This is a genomic window from Dehalobacter sp., assembly GCA_023667845.1.
Taxonomy (GTDB): Bacteria; Bacillota; Desulfitobacteriia; order Desulfitobacteriales; family Syntrophobotulaceae; genus Dehalobacter.
Map to the genome: position 1 here is coordinate 1 of JAMPIU010000005.1, position 16092 is coordinate 16092.

A 16092-nucleotide genomic window follows, 5' to 3' on the forward strand; every position below is an offset into this window, starting at 1 on the left:
AAGCAGAGGTCAAACCGCCTGATTTTAAAACGCTTGATGCAATTTTAGTCACCCATGGTCATGACGATCATTTGGGAGATGCGGTCGAACTGGCCAGGCTGACCGGGGCAGTCCTGATCTCCAATTTTGAATTATGCCGGTATGCGGAGACCTTTGGGGTGAGGGTTCATTCCATGCATATCGGGGGTAAGCACGTCTTTCCGTTTGGAACTGTAAAGCTGACTCAGGCCGTTCATGGTTCCGGGATCGAGCAGGCTGACGGAACCTGTCTGTATGGTGGTTTGGCCTGCGGTTTTCTGCTTCAGCTCGAGGGCAAGCAGCTTTACCATGCCGGGGATACCGGTTTGTTCGGGGATATGAAGCTTATTGGCAGCCTGACGGAAATCGATCTGGCTATGCTGCCGATCGGGGATAATTTTGTGATGGGGCCGGAAGATGCGGCCGAAGCAGCTCAGATGCTCCAGGCCAAAGTCGTGGTTCCGATGCATTACAATACATTTGAGGAAGAACAGCAGGATGCCAAGGCCTTTCTCGCGCTGCTAAGCAGAAAAGCACCGGAGAGCAAGGGAATGATTCTTGAGCCGGGACAGTATATGAAGTTGTAGAATCTAAAGGGCATTAATGCAGCGCAGAATCATATCAAGAAAGCTGGAAGACAAAGCAAATTTATGATATAAAAACCGATATTGATCATAAGATTAGACAGATAGATATGTTTCAAAGAAAATCCTGTAACCTTACAGGATATTTTTTGCTTTTCAGGGCAAAAATAGACTGTAAGGAGATGAAAACAGAATGAGAACCAAAGATTGCGCGAAAGAATGCATTTATGCTGTGGACGGCGTCTGCCGTCTGGAAAACAACCATGGGCTGAAAACTCCCGAATGCCCCAACCGGGACGGTTCACTGGCCGCAGTCTCCATACTCTGAACAGGAGCGTTAAAGCATGAGAGAAAACATCACCAAGAAAAACACAGGCAATACGAAAAAAAAGGATAACAGGAAGAAGAGACCAGACTTCATTGAGGAAATGAAAATGGAGATTGCTTCGGAACTTGGCATCATCCAGCAGGTCCAAAACGAGGGCTGGGATTCCCTGTCTCCGAGAATTTCCGGGAAAATAGGCGGAAAGTTGTCTCAAAGATTAAAACGGATCAATAAATAAAAACTACTATATAACAACAATTAGTTCAAAGCCTCACCATGTGATATAATTAATGAAAAAAACAGGTGAGGCGTTTTTATTTGACAAAGACAAAGCATCAGCAGATTCTTAATTTTATTGAGGATCTCGACATAGGGAGCAAGGTATCAGTCCGGTTTATTGCCAAAGAGCTTGATGTCAGCGAAGGGACTGCTTACCGCGCAATTAAAGAAGCGGAGAACAAAGGGTTTGTCCGTTCGATCCCGAAGGTTGGGACACTGCGGATTGAAGGCGTCAAAGAAAAACAGATTGAAGATCTTACGCTTCAGGAAGTAGCCCAAATCGTGGAAGGGCTTGTTATCTGCGGAGAGAACAGGCTGACGGAATGTCCGAATAAGTTTATTATTGCGGCGATGGAACTGAAAGATTTAGCGCGTTATCTGGAAGAAGGCGCGCTCTGTATCGTCGGCAACAGGACAGATGCCCAGCTCCTTGCCTTGAAAAATAATGTTCCTTTGCTTATTTCCGGAGGCCCGGGACCTACGGAAGAGGTCGTGGCGCTGGCCAAGAGCCTGAATTCGGTGATTATCATTTCCCCGTATGACACCTTCGTAGTTACGACGATGATCAACCGGGCGCTTTTTGACAGGCTCATCGGCAAGGAACTATTGCTCATTGAAGATATCATGGTTAAGGATGCGAAGGTTCTGGAAGACAGTGCTACGATCGGAGACTGGTATAAGCTTTCGCAAAAGACCGGACACAGCCGCTTCCCGGTCATCGATAGCCAGCATAACCTACTCGGTATTGTGACCGCGGTCGATGTCGCCGGCGAAGGCGTCGAGGTCAAGATCACCAAAGTCATGAACAGGAATCCGCTGACCGTCGGAAGAGACGATCCGGTTACCCATATCTCCCGCAAAATGGTCTGGGAGGGCTGGGAGATTGCGCCCGTACTTGAAAACGGCAAGCTGATCGGAATCATAAGCTTGCAGGATGTACTCGAGGCTTTTCAGCAGATCCAAAAGCAGCCTCAGTTCGGCGAGACCGTGGATAATCTGGTTTTAAGCGGCTTTGGTTATGTGGAAGAGTCTGAATACCTGACCATTCGGGGCGAAATCACGCAGTTTATGGTGAATGAATTTGGTTCAGCCAGCTGCGGTGTTCTGGTAACCCTGATGAATACGGCGGGTTACATTGCGCTCCGAAAAAAATACCGCTTGGATGCGATCACAGAAAATTTCAGCTTTTATCAGTTCCATCCGGTTCCGGCCGGAACAGTCGTCAGCATTTCGGCCAGACTGTTGCTCGTAACAAAAAAGAACTGCAATATTGAGATTGAAGTTTTCAACGATAACGGAGTCCTGGCTAAAGGGATGATGACAGCCCGGATGGGGGATAAAAGATAGGCTATGTTCACACATCTTCATGTTCATACCGAATACAGCCTTCTGGACGGCGCGGCCAGAATCAATGACCTTGTGCATTCCGCTGCCGAGCTGGAAATGCCGGCGCTCGCGATCACTGATCACGGCGTGATGTACGGCGTGCTGGATTTTTATAAAGCCTGCGGCAAACAGGGAATTAAGCCTATCATCGGCTGTGAGATCTATATGGCTCCGGGAAAAAGAACGGAACGGGTTCTCGGCAAAGATGACAAGAACTATCATCTGGTCCTTCTTGCCGAAACGAACGAGGGCTATCAGAACCTGGTGAAAATTGTCTCGCAGGCCAACGTGGACGGCTTTTATTACAAACCCAGGGCCGACAAGGAGCTTTTACAGCAGCACAGTAAAGGTTTAATTGCACTGAGCGCCTGTCTGGGCGGAGAGATCCCGGAGTACCTGATGCAGGACAATCCGGCCAGAGCCAGAGCGGCGGCGATGGAGTATCTTGATATTTTTGGTCCGGAACACTTTTATCTGGAGCTGCAGGATCATGGCATCACCGATCAGAGAAAAGTTAATGCCGGCCTCTGGGACCTGCACCGGGAGACGCGGATTCCGCTGCTCGCGACCAACGATGTCCATTATATCCGGAAAGAAGATGCGTCGGTTCAGGATATCCTGCTGTGCATCCAGACCGGAAAGACGCTGGCCGACAGCTCCAGGATGAGCTTTGAGGGCAGCGAGTATTATCTGAAAAGCAAGCAGGAGATGAATTTGCTTTTTGGGGAGACGCCCGAGGTTTTACGCCAGACGAATGAGATTGCGGAGCGCTGCAACGTCAGCTTTTCGTTTGGCCAGCATTATCTGCCGGTGTACGAGGTTCCGGAGGGCTGCACCTTGGACGAGTACCTGCGGGAATTATGCTGGAAGGCGTTCCCGGTGTTCTACCCCGATGCAACGCCGGAACAGCGCGAGCGGCTGGAATATGAGCTTGGGATTATTACCCAGACTGGTTTTTCCGGGTATTTTCTGATTGTGTCCGATTTCTGCCGGTATGCCCGGGAGCATGATGTTGCGGTCGGTCCGGGGCGTGGTTCGGCAGCTGCGAGCATGGTTGCGTACTTGCTCGGCATCACCTCCGTGGAGCCGTTGCGCCATGATCTTCTTTTTGAACGTTTTTTAAATCCGGAAAGGATTTCGATGCCGGATATTGACATCGACTTTGACCCGGAAGGCCGGGAAAAAGTCATCAAATATGTGACGGAAAAGTATGGGGAAGAGAAAGTCTGCCAGATTATTACGTTTGGTACCATGGGTGCCAAGGGCGTGCTGAGGGATGTCGGAAGAGTCCTGAATATACCGCTCAGCAAAGTCGATAAAGTTGCCAAAGCTGTTCCATTCGAACTGGGCATGACGCTGGAAAGGGCGCTGACCGTTTCTCCGGAGCTGCAGAAAATGGTTAGGGAAGAAGAGGAAATCAAAAGGCTCTATGAGATTTCAAAATCGCTGGAGGGGATGCCGAGGCATGCTTCCACGCATGCTGCCGGCGTCGTGATTGCCAGGGATGAATTGACCAGTTACCTTCCGCTTCAGAAAACTTCCGACGGGCTGCTGATGACCCAGTTCCCGATGAAATTGGTCGAGGAGATCGGACTGCTGAAAATGGATTTCCTGGGCTTGCGGAACCTGACGATCCTGACCAAAGCCCAGGCGAATATTGGGAAAACCCGCGGTATCCGGCTTGATCTGAATCATTTGCCGCTGGATGACCAAGCGACCTATCAACTGCTTTCCGAAGGGAACAGCACAGGCGTATTTCAGCTGGAAAGCGGCGGCATGCGGGCTATCTTAAAAGATTTGAAGCCCAGTTGTTTTGAAGATATTATTGCTGTGCTCGCTCTGTACCGTCCTGGTCCGATGGAACAGATTCCGGAGTTCGTGCGCCGAAAGCATGGCGGGCAGATCAAGGTCCTGCATCAGAAAATGGAAGAAATTTTAAGACCGACGTACGGGATTATCGTCTATCAGGAACAGGTCATGCAGATTGCCCAGAATCTTGGCGGATACTCTCTTGGACGAGCAGATCTTCTGCGCAGGGCCATGGGGAAAAAAGACAAGAAAATCATGGCCGAAGAAAGGCAGAACTTTATCTATGGCCTGCAGGACAGCGGCGGCGAATGGATTGTGCCGGGAGCGCTCCGTCTGGGTATAGGTGAAAAGGAAGCCGAAGAGATTTTTGATCTGATGGCCAAATTTGCCGAGTACGGATTCAATAAGGGCCACGCTACGGCTTATGCGATGATCTCTTACCAGACAGCCTATCTAAAAGCGAATTATCCGCTGGAATACACCGCGGCGCTGCTGAGTTCCGTGATCGGCGCATCAGATAAAGTCACTTTTTATATTCAGGAGGCCAGGAGCAGTGGCATTGAGATTCTGCCGCCCGATGTCCAGTACAGTTACCGGGATTTTACCATTGAACACGGAGCGATACGTTTTGGACTCGAGGCGATCCGCAATGTCGGGACACAGGTGGTTGACAGGATCATCGCCGAAAGAGAGAACGGCCCGTTTACCTCATTTTATGATTTTATTGTACGCATGGATGCTAAAGTTCTGAACAAACGAACCCTGGAAAGTCTGATTAAGGCCGGCGCATTTCAGTCACTGTGCAGCCGCGCTCAGGCTATGAAAGTCCTGGATCAGGCCCTGGAGCTGGCCCAGAACCGGCAAAAGGACAGCGAATCCGGCCAGATGTCTTTGTTTGATCTCGATCAGGACCTCGATGAAGGGCTGGTTATGCCTGAAATACCGGAATTCAGCGAGAACGAGATCCTGAAGATGGAGAGGGAGTATATCGGTATATATCTCACAGCCCATCCGCTTTATTCCGTGAATGACCTGCTCAGGAAAATCACGAGTTCAGAAATTGCGGCCTGTCTCGAAAATACGGAAGAAAAAAAGGTCATTCTGGGTGGGATAATAAATTCTTATCGGCAAACAATAACGAAAAAAGGGGAAATGATGGCTACCTTCTTACTGGAGGATCTGACCGGAACGATTGAGGTTCTGGTATTTCCCAGATTGTTTCCGGAAGTTGTCAGGATGGACAACGACCATATTGTGGTTGTTCACGGTCGTTATTATGTGAATGAAGATGAAAAGAAAATATTTGCTGAAAAAGTTCTGCCAATCGAGGAATGCAGCGTCAAACCGGATAAATTGTTTCTGAAGATTCCAAGCAATCAGGATACGGAACTGACCGATAAGATCCTGGCGGTCCTTGGGGCATTTCGCGGAACGCATCCTGTCTATTTCTTTTGCCAGGATAATAAGAAGACCTTTGAGATAAGTCCAAATTATTTTGTCAGGCCATCTGAAGAGCTTGACAGGGTGCTTATTGCGCTTTTGGGAAATGATCAGGTAAGATGGCAATAAAAATTTGTTGGAAGAGGCAGGATATTGCCGCTTTGGGGCGAATCCCATAAATAGATTTTATGACACTAAGATATTTTCTAGACTGAAGGAGATTTTTTGTGCGAACTGCAATATACCCGGGGACATTCGATCCAGTAACCAATGGACACCTTGACATCCTGCATAGAGCCATTTATCTTTTTGACCGTGTCATTGTGGCAGTAGCTTCCGAAAGTAACAAACAGACGCTTTTTTCCTTGGAAGAAAGACAGATACTGTTGAGATGCGAAACTAGCGATATGGAAAATGTTGAAGTCAAGTCTTTTGGCGGTCTGACTGTGGATTTTGCGCGTGAATGCGGAGCTATTGCGCTGATCAGAGGCTTGCGGGCCATGACTGATTTCGAATACGAATTTCAGCTGGCTTTGATGAATAAAAAGCTGGCTCCCGACATCGAGACCGTCTTTTTAATGACAAAAAGCGAGTATTCGTTCATCAGTTCCAGCTCGATCAAATCGGCGGCAAGTCTGCAAGGAGATGTTTCAGGATTAGTTCCGCCGAATGTGGAGAAAGCAATGATTCAAAAGTATAATAAGATGGTCTAAATGCTATTGGAGGATAGAATATGTGGACAGTCATTTATATAGCACCAAATAAAGCAGTCGCTGAAAAATATCAAAAAGCATTTGCAGACGAAGGTATTTTAGTCCAGCTAAAAGCAGTTGGTTCACAGGAATCCACCGACGTAAGCGTCGAAATACTCGTGCCGGAGTCGGAGGCTGAGGAAGCCAACGAGATTCTGACCGGTATTATGCGTTCATAATCCAAGTTGTCTTTATCGGAGTAAAAAATAATATGAAAATAGCCGTAAAAAAAGTGGCAATGTACTTGCGTTTTTGACGCTGATACTATAAAATAGCAAAAGTAAGGCGTGCCGAAGTGGCGGAATTGGCAGACGCGTCGGTCTCAAAAACCGATATCTGTGAGGATGTGCCGGTTCGACCCCGGCCTTCGGCACCAAGTAATTTAAAGGCTTAAAATATAGAAGAACTATGAATGGTGAAAGATATACGAACATCGAAGCCCCGAGGGAGTAAGATCCTTCGGGGCTTTCGCTGTCATGGCTGGATGATTTAGATTTTACCGTTAATGTATTCAAAGGTTTTCTTAACCATGCTACCTCCAACAGAGCCGTTTTGTCTTGCGGAGGTGTCTGGACCTAAGTTAACATTAAGCTCGCTGGCAACGCTTTGTTTGTTAACCGGCAGTTTATACTTAGCCATTAGATATCCCTCCTTTTTGTTTATTTATCTGTAGTATCTGCATATAGGAATAAAATACACAGGTAGTTTATTTTAATTCAGTAAGTTTTTAACATTTAGACCAGGGATTGTTCTCGGTTTGTTGTTTTGTTTGGCTGCATCCCATGAGCGGGATTGCCAGAAAGAAGCTTATTATTTTTTGCAAGCCTTATATACAACGAATTGTATATACCTGTATAAAATCAGGATTTTAGCCAAATTTTGCGTTTTGGGGCAGGAAATGAAATCTTCATAGCGAAGTAATAAAACCGGAAAGGGGGGATTGAAATGGAAAACCAATTTGCTGAACTGTATCATGACTTTGAGATGTATCAACACTGCCAGCTTATCTTTTCAGAACAGGCTCCGGATGGCATAAAAATCCAGCAAATCTCTTATGATACATTTAAACCGATTAAAGATGATAACGGGATATTATACTTCCCAATGAACGAACTCGGTTTCGGGTATTTTATAACCAATAATTTTAATATTGTGAAAATGCCTTCCAAGCAGAAAAAAGTAATGTATAGGATTGAAAAAGATGGAGAAGAATACTTTTCCATTTATTTATTTGGTCCAAAGAAGTAATTGCGTGCCTTTCCGTAACCCTCACAATTACTAATTACTTTAAGTTTTTTGAGTTCTATTGCCATAAAGAATTTAGAAAACTGCAAGTAAGTTGGCAGGTTTTACATTGTTCCAGTGTAAAACGGTTACATACTAAAAGGTAGAACAAATTTGCAATCGACAATTCACGAATACGGGTGTTTATGATTCGGATCTGAGTCTAAACACCCGTATTTGCTGTTCATCGGACAATGGTGTATTGAGAGACGATGGATGTAATCAAATGGTTCTTATGGTATTCTTAACATAGATGCCGGTATAAGGTTAGAGATCGGTGCAATACGCTTCAGGTTTGCTCTGGCAGTAAGCGCTGAGAGGAGTGTTTTTTTGTTCGGGCTAAAATTTTTATCAAAAAAAGTTTTAGGAGTCAGCATTGCCTGTCTTGTTGTGTTTGTGATGATCATTTCGGCCGTTATGGCTCTATGGTCAGAAGATGAGCCTGCCTTCCAGACTGTCTCAGTGACAGAAATGGCAGATAAGGTGAAGAATATCAAAAAACAAGGCGGGACGATTGAATTCAGTCAAGACGAGATCAACAGCGCAATGGCTTTTTATTGCGAAAAGAAACTGCAGTCTGTCCCGTATCTTACAGGGCTTACTTCCAAGCTTGGGAAAAACAGGATTGAGATATTTGTTGGGGGAACAATCGGGCAGAAAATCAAATTTCAGCTATATTCAGAGGGGTATCTGTTTTACAGCGACGGGAGCATAGTCTATATACCGGAGAATTTTAAAATAGGCAAAATATTACTGCCTAAAGGCTTGGTCCTCAATAAGCTCAGCAAGATCAGGGCGATAGCTGATAAAGGAATTACCCTTGAAGGCGACACCCTTGTTTTAACAAATGATTTTTTTCCTTTTGAGATCATAGCGTTTTCAGTAAAACCTGACAAGATGACATTCGAAGTGAAGAAAGACGAAAAAGTTTCGAGCAGCGAAAGTGCTGCCGGAGGCGCAAATTCAACTGGCCAAGGAGGAAGCGGTTCTCAAATTAATTCTGAAGCGACAAAAGTGCTGCTGCGTACCGTTTACAGCCAGTTAGGGATCGTCTATGCAAATGTAAAAACAGTGCAGGAAAAACAAATTGTCGGATCCATGATGACGGTTGTCAATAATCTGATCCAAAATCCTTCCTCGCCTTATCGCGATCAAGCCGGCAGGGTCATCGCAGAATACAACAAGCTTACCGCGGAAGAAAAAAGTGATCTAAAGCTTGCGATGCTGACCTATATGGACACGGGTATCGCTTTGAAATTAAAGGATCTATTTGGATTATGAAAAACAACGAAGTAAGCATTAAATAAGCCGAAAATTGGCCGAAAATTGAGTATTAAATATGTATTGAAGTTGATATCAAACGTGAATTTGTGGTATTATTAATTTTAATTGTCTTAGTATACTTACTTTAGGAGGTCTCGTGTGCAGAGTGCAAGGGTTACCATTTTTGCCGGTCACTATGGCAGCGGCAAGACGAGTGTTGCTGTAAACTACGCCTTGTGGCTGAAAAAAAGTCATCAGAAAGTCACCATTGCCGATCTGGATATTGTTAACCCTTATTTCAGAACGAAAGATAGCGCGCAGATGCTGAAACGGTCAGGGATTAAGCTGATTTCCTCGGATTATGCGAATTCGAATGTTGATATTCCTGCTGTTCCGGGAGAAATCAATGCGGTATTTGACGAACGCGATGCCTATGCGGTGATCGATGTCGGCGGAGACGACAGAGGCGCCTATGCTCTCGGCCGCTATTACGAACAGCTTCATCGTACAGATGCTGCTGCCTGTATTGTTGTAAATATGTACCGGCCTTTAAGCCGCGATGCCGAAGCGACGATTAAAATTAAATACGAAATTGAAGCGGCAGCGCGAATCAAATTTTCCGGAATTATTAATAATTCCAACCTGGGTAATGCTACTACCGCCTCCGATGTCATGAATTCGCTTCCTTACGCAGAGCAAATCTCTGCAAGGACGGGACTGCCGATTGTGATGACAACCGTGCAGAGAAGTCTGGCAGCGGAACTGGCAAGTAATATTCAAAATATATTTCCAATAGATTTGGAGGAGTATGAATGGCAAAAGTGACGAAACTAACAATCGAGGCAGACAGATGCAAAGGCTGCTCTCTTTGTGTAAATGCTTGTCCTAAGAAATTGCTCAGACTTTCGCCCGAAATCCTTAACAGCAAAGGATTTCATCCTGCGGAAATGACAGATCAGCAAGCGTGCACTGCCTGTGGATTCTGCGCGATCATGTGTCCGGATGTTTGTATTCAGATTGAAAAAGAGGTGAATTAAAGAAAATGGCGGAAAAAGTATTAATGAAGGGAAATGAAGCAATTGCTGAAGCCGCAATTATGGCCGGTTGCCGTCATTTCTTCGGTTATCCGATAACGCCTCAGACCGAGGTCGCAGCTTATATGGCTAAACGTATGCCGAAAATCGGGGGAACCTATTTGCAGGCGGAAAGTGAAATTGCGGCCATCAACATGGTTTACGGAGCGTCCTCAGCGGGAGTCCGAGCGATGACGTCTTCATCGAGCCCGGGAATTTCCTTGAAAAGCGAAGGCTTATCCTATATGGCAGGAAGCGATCTGCCTGCAGTGCTGGTCAACATTCAGCGCGGCGGTCCTGGACTTGGCGGAATCCGTCCGTCCCAGTCCGACTATTTCCAGGCAACACGTTCTTCCGGTCACGGAGATTTTCATATGATTGTGCTCGCACCGAATAACGTTCAGGAAATGTTCGACCTGACGATAGAAGCTTTTGAACTGGCTGACCAGTACCGGATGACCGCGATGATTTTAGGCGACGGGATGCTCGGACAGGTGATGGAGCCTGTGGACATCAGCCGCGGCGAAGCGGCGTCGAACGTTACCAAGGATTGGGCGCTGACTGGAACAAAAGGTCAGAGAAAAAGAAATGTCATTAATTCGCTTTATCTCGAAGCCGAAGAGCTCGAGATGCTTAACTTGAAACGTTTTGAAAAATACGCGGAAGTTGAGAAAATTGCCAGAACGGACAATTACCTGACCGAGGATGCGGAAGTAATTATCGTTGCTTATGGTATCTGCGCCAGAATAGCCCGAAATGCGATTAACGAAGCCCGTAAAAAAGGCATAAAAGCAGGGTTGATTCGTCCGGTTACTTTATGGCCGTTCCCGAAAAACCAGCTGAAAGCCGCAGCGGAAAAAGCAAAGGCTTTTGTGGTGGTCGAAATGAGTATGGGACAAATGATCCAGGATGTGGAGCTGAGCATCCGCTGCAGCCGTCCGGTGCATCTCTGCAGCCGTACCGGCGGGATGGTTCCGACTCCAGAAGCTGTCTTGGAAGCCATAGAAAACGCTGCGCAGGCGGAAAGGAGTTAATGATGGAAATTGTTTTTCAAAGACCGAAAGCACTTTCAGATGTATCCAGTCACTATTGCCCCGGCTGTACCCATGGGATCATTCACAGGCTGGTGGCAGAAGTTCTGGACGAACTTGATCTTACCGGAAAAACAGTCGGTGTCGCCCCTGTTGGCTGCGCTGTACTTGCTTATAACTATTTTGAATGTGATATGGCGCAGGCAGCGCACGGCCGGGCTCCGGCAGTTGCGACAGGCCTTAAGCGCGCCAATCCGGCCAATATCGTATTTACGTACCAGGGGGACGGAGACCTGGCAGCTATTGGGACGGCTGAGACCGTTCATGCAGCAGCCCGAGGTGAAAATATTACCATTATCTTCGTCAACAATGCCATTTACGGCATGACCGGCGGACAGATGGCCCCTACGACCATCCCGGGCCAGATCACGCAGACCTCTCCTTACGGGAGAGATCCAAAGTATGCAGGTTTCCCCCTGAAAATCTGCGAAACGCTTTCCACGATTGACGGGACGGCCTATGCGGAGCGGGTGTCCGTAGACAGTGTTAAAAATGTGATTAACGCCAAGAAGGCGATCAAAAAGGCTTTTGAATACCAGATCGCCGGGAAAGGCTTTACGATTGTCGAGGTTCTGTCGACCTGCTCGACCAACTGGGGGCTTGAGCCTGTTGAAGCGCTCACCTGGCTGCGCGAGAACCTGATTCCTTACTACCCGCTGGGTGTCTATAAGGATAAGGAGGTTTTCTAATGAGCACGACACTTGAACTTATGATTGCAGGTTTTGGCGGACAGGGTGTGCTGTTCGCCGGCAAAATCCTTGTCTATGCCGGGCTGCTCGCGGGCAAGGAAGTCAGCTGGCTTCCGTCCTACGGACCGGAAATGCGCGGCGGCACAGCCAATATCAACGTGATTGTCAGTGATACGCCGATCGGATCACCGATTATTACCTATCCCGGGATGTTGGTTGCGATGAACCAGCCGTCCCTCGAAAAATTTGAAATGGACGTCCAGAAAAACGGGACAATCATCGTGGATTCCTCCCTGATCCCGATTCAGGTACAGCGTCCCGATGTTCAGACCTTTTATATACCGGCCACGAGGCTGGCTGAAGATGCCGGTCTGAAAGGACTCGGGAATATGGTCATGGTTGGGAAAATTGCCAAGCAAGCCGGTATCTTTGATCTGGAGATGCTGAATAAAGCAGTATCCAAGTCGATTCCGGAGAGAAAGAAAGATCTTCTGGCATCCAATATCAAAGCGATAGAAATCGGGTATAAATTTAACTAAAGTCGTAGCGGCTTAACTTAAGTCGTACCGTTTTGACTTAAGTATTTCAAAAAAGTCTTGTAAAAGTATTGCCGTATTGTATTACAGCATAGTATTATAATACTATTGAAACATAGTGTTATAGTATAGTAGTATGATCCGGCAATTATTTTAGTATAGCAGAAAGGCTCTAAGCGCTTTCTGCTATACATAAGTGCAGCTAAGGCTGTAGCCTTAGCCAAGGCTTGGCTCCAGCCAAGTTTTACTTAAAACAGGCAAATTATAAGGAGGTGCCATTAACTTGACTGATCAACTAAAGGATATGGGCGCACGTCTCTTGATGCTGCGCGAGTCAACGGGCTTCACGCCGGAAAAAATTGCTGAGATACTCGATGTTCCGGTTGCGGATTATCTTCAATATGAAGCAGGAGAAAAAGATTTTTCGTTTAGTTTTCTGTACAATGTTGCAGGTATTTTAGGGGTTGACGTACTGGATATCATCAGCGGTGAGTCACCGAAGCTATCCACCTGCTGCGTGGTCAGAGCCGGCGGCGGGTATGAGATCAACCGCCGAAAAGCTTACGATTACAAGCACTTGGCCTTCACCTTCCGCAATAAGAAAGCTGAACCGTTTATGGTGACAGTAGAACCGAACAATGCGATACCGGAACGTCATTCCCATGACGGGCAAGAATTCAATTACCTGGTTTCAGGATCCATGGACTTTTTTATCGGTGAGATGGTTTACGAACTTGGTGAGGGTGACAGCGTTTACTTCGATTCGTCCGTTCCCCACGCGATGAAGGCCCATGGCGATGCTCCGGCAAAATTCCTGGCCATCGTCATGAAATAAAGGAGGACGCGCACATGATCATGTATGAGAAGTATATTGGCAGACACCGGGACGACTATGTCACGCTGGAAGATTTATATAAGAATTTTAAGGTGACCTGTCCGGATGATTTTAACTTTGCCTACGATGTCCTTGATAAACTGGCTGAGGAGAAACCCGATCAGCTGGCGATGCTCTGGGTAAGCAATAGCGGTGAAGAAAAAAGGATTACTTTTGCTGAAATGAAACGCTGGTCTGATAAGACGGCGAATTATTTTAAGTCACTTGGCATTAAAAAAGGAGATCTTGTCCTACTGGTTTTAAAAAGAAGCTATTTATTCTGGTATGCGATGATGGCTCTGCATAAAATTGGCGCAGTGGCTGTTCAGGCCACGAACCTGTTGACGGCGAAAGATTATATCTATCGCTGCCAGGCGGCAGGTATCAAGATGGCCGTGATTACCGCAGACGGTGATTGTACCCGGCATTTTGACGAGGCTGCTCCAGAATGTAAAACGGTTCAGATGAAAGCGGTGACCAAACATAAGGATGCAGGGGAAGGCTGGCTCGATTTTGAGGCCGGGATCGAAGCTGCGTCTGACCAATGGGAACGCCCTACCGGCGAAGAAGCGACCAAAGTCACGGATATGCTGATTATGGCCTTTTCCTCCGGAACGACCGGCTACCCCAAGATGGTCTCGCATGACCATGCTTATCCCTTGGGGCATACGATGACCGGCATTTTTTGGCACAGGGTAGAGCCTGGCGGCCTGCATTTCACAATTTCCGACACCGGCTGGCTGAAATCTCTCTGGGGCAAAATGTATGGCCAGTGGTTAGGTGAATCAGCGATATTCACGTATGACTTTGACACCTTTAACGGTGCGGATATTTTGCAGAAACTGGAGAAATACCAAATAACCACTTTCTGTGCACCGCCGACCATGTACCGCTTTATGCTGCGGGAAGATGTAAAGGGCTACAATCTGTCGGCGCTGAAACACTGCTGTACCGCAGGAGAGGCACTAAATCCGGAAGTGTTCAATCAATGGCGGCAGGCTACCGGACTGCGTATCTTTGAAGGCTTTGGACAGTCGGAGACAACCGTCTGCTGCTCGATCCTGTACCCATGGGTGCAGCCGCGACCGGGTTCGATGGGGATGCCCACACCGGGTTATCAGATGGTGATTACGGATGAAGACGGCAAAGAGGTTGACCCTGGTGTGACCGGGGAAATCTGCATCAAAGCTCCGGATTACGCGACCAAGACGAAAGGTCTTTTTATGGGCTATTACCGGGACGAAGCGAATACGCAGCGTTCCTGGCATGACGGACTGTATCATACCGGCGATCTGGCCTACCGTGATGAGCTTGGTTTCCTGTGGTATATCGGCAGGAATGACGATATTATTAAATCATCAGGCTACCGCATCGGGCCCTTTGAAGTCGAGTCGGCTCTAGCGGAGCATCCCGCAGTTTTGGAATCAGCTGTTACGGGTGTCCCAGACCCAATCAGAGGATTTAACGTCAAAGCGACGATCGTACTGAACAAAGGTTACGAACCTTCGGAAGACATGATTAAGGAATTGCAGGATCATGTCAAAAAGGTAACCGCACCCTATAAATATCCGAGGGTCATTGAGTTTGTGACCGAGCTCCCCAAAACCATCAGCGGTAAAATCCGCAGGGTTGAAATCAGGGAAAAGGATTTGCGGTCCGAATAAACGTACAGGAAAATTGACATAAGAAAAGAGGATGCAACTTTGCTGTGTCCTCTTTCTATTTCCACTATATGCCCGATCCTATATATCTCGGCTGATTACGCTAAGTTATTGTAGATTTACATATCACTGTTTGTAACTATTGTATAAAAATAGGACTAATGGCCTATATAATATTTGGCTCCGTTGTCATATCCTAAATTTAAATATAATGTTTAATAATGGAAGAGTGAAAGGAAAAGAAGATGGAAGCTGTCGAATTTGGTAAAAAAACGGATAATGACGTGTACGTTGCCAAAGAATGCAAAATAACAGGAAAAATAAACTCCAGAACCAATGTGATAATTGACGGGGAGCTTGAAGGCACAATTGAAACAAAAGCAGATCTGCTTGTGGGTCCGCATGGAAAAGTAGAAGCGGAAATTTTTGCTGTAAACGCCCGGATACAGGGAGAAGTACATGGGAATATTACAGTTGAGAACTTATTGGTAATAGCTTCAACTGCCGTAGTCTATGGTGATATAAAAACAAAAGGGCTTCAGATTGAACAGGGTGCAAGGTTCATAGGGAAGAGTCAAAATCATGATCAGGCAGGCAGTATAACTGAACTAGAAACCAAGCCTGAGACTGAATATGAAAGTGAGCCTTCTGACAATCCTGAATTTTTAGAAGGAAAGAAAAAGTCAAAACTTTCCTTTAAGCCTATTGTCTATAACAGGATGTCTTAGACAGGGGGAACTGTCTATCCTCGGAGCTCAATACCAGTATCCAGGAGATCTCCGATACTTTTCAGAGAATGGTACGAGGAATGATCGAAATCAATGATGCAGCGGACAAAGAAGTGTGAATGACTGAAATCAGCGGATATTAAACGGCTTGCAGCAATGCAGCCGTTTATTTTTCTGTGCTGTGTACTTGTTGTACTTGATTCCAGAAAAGGTTATGATATAGAAAGGTATATTCAAAGGAATTGTTTGACGAATGATTCCGAGGGAGATTCTGAAGAAACGGTTCTTGAAAGGAGTATT

18 protein-coding genes and 1 tRNA gene are annotated in these 16092 nt (G+C 46.5%); 18 read left to right on the forward strand and 1 reads right to left on the reverse strand.

What is annotated here, in order from left to right:
- The 8 genes from NC238_00060 to NC238_00095 form a co-directional block, all read left to right on the forward strand.
- Positions 1–605 (forward strand): metal-dependent hydrolase (locus NC238_00060; protein MCM1564347.1); only part of this gene is annotated, 605 nt, incomplete at its 5' end.
- A gap of 190 nt (positions 606–795) precedes the next feature.
- Positions 796–930 carry a cleavage protein gene (locus NC238_00065; GenBank protein ID MCM1564348.1) on the forward strand — a complete coding sequence of 45 codons (135 nt, stop codon included), beginning with the start codon at positions 796–798 and terminating at the stop codon, positions 928–930.
- A gap of 16 nt (positions 931–946) precedes the next feature.
- Entirely contained in the window at positions 947–1165 is a 219-nt protein-coding gene (locus NC238_00070; GenBank protein MCM1564349.1) for an alpha/beta-type small acid-soluble spore protein, read from the forward strand.
- 80 nt (positions 1166–1245) lie between these two features.
- Entirely contained in the window at positions 1246–2553 is a 1308-nt protein-coding gene (locus tag NC238_00075) for a DRTGG domain-containing protein (GenBank protein ID MCM1564350.1), read from the forward strand.
- Positions 2554–2556: 3 nt separating this feature from the next.
- Entirely contained in the window at positions 2557–5970 is a 3414-nt protein-coding gene (locus NC238_00080; GenBank protein MCM1564351.1) for a DNA polymerase III subunit alpha, read from the forward strand.
- A 98-nt stretch (positions 5971–6068) separates the two neighbouring features.
- Positions 6069–6554, forward strand: a complete 486-nt coding sequence (gene coaD, locus NC238_00085; protein MCM1564352.1) for a pantetheine-phosphate adenylyltransferase — start codon at positions 6069–6071, stop codon at positions 6552–6554.
- Between the two features lie 20 nt (positions 6555–6574).
- Entirely contained in the window at positions 6575–6772 is a 198-nt protein-coding gene (locus NC238_00090; protein ID MCM1564353.1) for a DUF2007 domain-containing protein, read from the forward strand.
- 110 nt (positions 6773–6882) lie between these two features.
- Positions 6883–6969 (forward strand) — tRNA-Leu (locus NC238_00095).
- Positions 6970–7082: 113 nt separating this feature from the next.
- Here the strand turns inward: NC238_00095 and NC238_00100 are convergent.
- Positions 7083–7232 carry an alpha/beta-type small acid-soluble spore protein gene (locus tag NC238_00100; protein ID MCM1564354.1) on the reverse strand — a complete coding sequence of 50 codons (150 nt, stop codon included), beginning with the start codon at positions 7230–7232 and terminating at the stop codon, positions 7083–7085.
- 306 nt (positions 7233–7538) lie between these two features.
- Here NC238_00100 and NC238_00105 point away from each other — a divergent pair, with 306 nt between their 5' ends.
- The 10 genes from NC238_00105 to NC238_00150 all read left to right on the forward strand — a co-directional run bounded on the left by NC238_00105 (position 7539) and on the right by NC238_00150 (position 15792).
- A complete protein-coding gene (locus NC238_00105; GenBank protein MCM1564355.1) occupies positions 7539–7841 on the forward strand; it encodes a hypothetical protein in 303 nt (100 codons plus the stop codon).
- Positions 7842–8207: 366 nt separating this feature from the next.
- Entirely contained in the window at positions 8208–9158 is a 951-nt protein-coding gene (locus NC238_00110; protein ID MCM1564356.1) for a hypothetical protein, read from the forward strand.
- Positions 9159–9299: 141 nt separating this feature from the next.
- Positions 9300–9965, forward strand: a complete 666-nt coding sequence (locus NC238_00115) for a hypothetical protein (protein ID MCM1564357.1) — start codon at positions 9300–9302, stop codon at positions 9963–9965.
- Entirely contained in the window at positions 9953–10177 is a 225-nt protein-coding gene (locus NC238_00120; protein MCM1564358.1) for a 4Fe-4S binding protein, read from the forward strand. Before NC238_00115 ends, NC238_00120 begins: the two co-directional genes overlap by 13 nt.
- A gap of 5 nt (positions 10178–10182) precedes the next feature.
- Complete coding sequence (gene vorB, locus NC238_00125) at positions 10183–11247, forward strand: 3-methyl-2-oxobutanoate dehydrogenase subunit VorB (protein MCM1564359.1); 1065 nt, start codon at positions 10183–10185, stop codon at positions 11245–11247.
- A 2-nt stretch (positions 11248–11249) separates the two neighbouring features.
- Positions 11250–11993 (forward strand): thiamine pyrophosphate-dependent enzyme, encoded by a 744-nt coding sequence (locus NC238_00130; GenBank protein ID MCM1564360.1) that lies wholly within the window; start codon positions 11250–11252, stop codon positions 11991–11993.
- On the forward strand, positions 11993–12532 hold the full coding sequence (locus NC238_00135; protein ID MCM1564361.1) for a 2-oxoacid:acceptor oxidoreductase family protein: 540 nt from the start codon (positions 11993–11995) through the stop codon (positions 12530–12532). The genes NC238_00130 and NC238_00135 overlap by 1 nt, the downstream gene beginning before the upstream one ends.
- Before the next feature lie 280 nt (positions 12533–12812).
- The gene (locus NC238_00140; protein MCM1564362.1) at positions 12813–13364 is read left to right on the forward strand and encodes an XRE family transcriptional regulator; all 552 of its coding nucleotides are present in this window, start codon (positions 12813–12815) and stop codon (positions 13362–13364) included.
- Between the two features lie 14 nt (positions 13365–13378).
- A complete protein-coding gene (locus NC238_00145) occupies positions 13379–15067 on the forward strand; it encodes an AMP-binding protein (GenBank protein ID MCM1564363.1) in 1689 nt (562 codons plus the stop codon).
- Positions 15068–15309: 242 nt separating this feature from the next.
- Positions 15310–15792, forward strand: a complete 483-nt coding sequence (locus NC238_00150; GenBank protein MCM1564364.1) for a polymer-forming cytoskeletal protein — start codon at positions 15310–15312, stop codon at positions 15790–15792.
- Positions 15793–16092: the final 300 nt, after the last annotated feature.

What these genes read in the sequence shown, in the direction of transcription:
- NC238_00065 (MCM1564348.1), top strand. Translation starts at nt 796, where the DNA reads ATGAGAACCAAAGATTGCGCGAAAGAATGCATTTATGCTGTGGACGGC.
- NC238_00070 (MCM1564349.1), top strand. Translation starts at nt 947, where the DNA reads ATGAGAGAAAACATCACCAAGAAAAACACAGGCAATACGAAAAAAAAG.
- NC238_00080 (MCM1564351.1), top strand. Translation starts at nt 2,557, where the DNA reads ATGTTCACACATCTTCATGTTCATACCGAATACAGCCTTCTGGACGGC.
- NC238_00090 (MCM1564353.1), top strand. Translation starts at nt 6,575, where the DNA reads ATGTGGACAGTCATTTATATAGCACCAAATAAAGCAGTCGCTGAAAAA.
- NC238_00100 (MCM1564354.1), bottom strand. Translation starts at nt 7,232, where the DNA reads ATGGCTAAGTATAAACTGCCGGTTAACAAACAAAGCGTTGCCAGCGAG.
- NC238_00105 (MCM1564355.1), top strand. Translation starts at nt 7,539, where the DNA reads ATGGAAAACCAATTTGCTGAACTGTATCATGACTTTGAGATGTATCAA.
- NC238_00120 (MCM1564358.1), top strand. Translation starts at nt 9,953, where the DNA reads ATGGCAAAAGTGACGAAACTAACAATCGAGGCAGACAGATGCAAAGGC.
- vorB (MCM1564359.1), top strand. Translation starts at nt 10,183, where the DNA reads ATGGCGGAAAAAGTATTAATGAAGGGAAATGAAGCAATTGCTGAAGCC.
- NC238_00130 (MCM1564360.1), top strand. Translation starts at nt 11,250, where the DNA reads ATGGAAATTGTTTTTCAAAGACCGAAAGCACTTTCAGATGTATCCAGT.
- NC238_00135 (MCM1564361.1), top strand. Translation starts at nt 11,993, where the DNA reads ATGAGCACGACACTTGAACTTATGATTGCAGGTTTTGGCGGACAGGGT.
- NC238_00145 (MCM1564363.1), top strand. Translation starts at nt 13,379, where the DNA reads ATGATCATGTATGAGAAGTATATTGGCAGACACCGGGACGACTATGTC.
- NC238_00150 (MCM1564364.1), top strand. Translation starts at nt 15,310, where the DNA reads ATGGAAGCTGTCGAATTTGGTAAAAAAACGGATAATGACGTGTACGTT.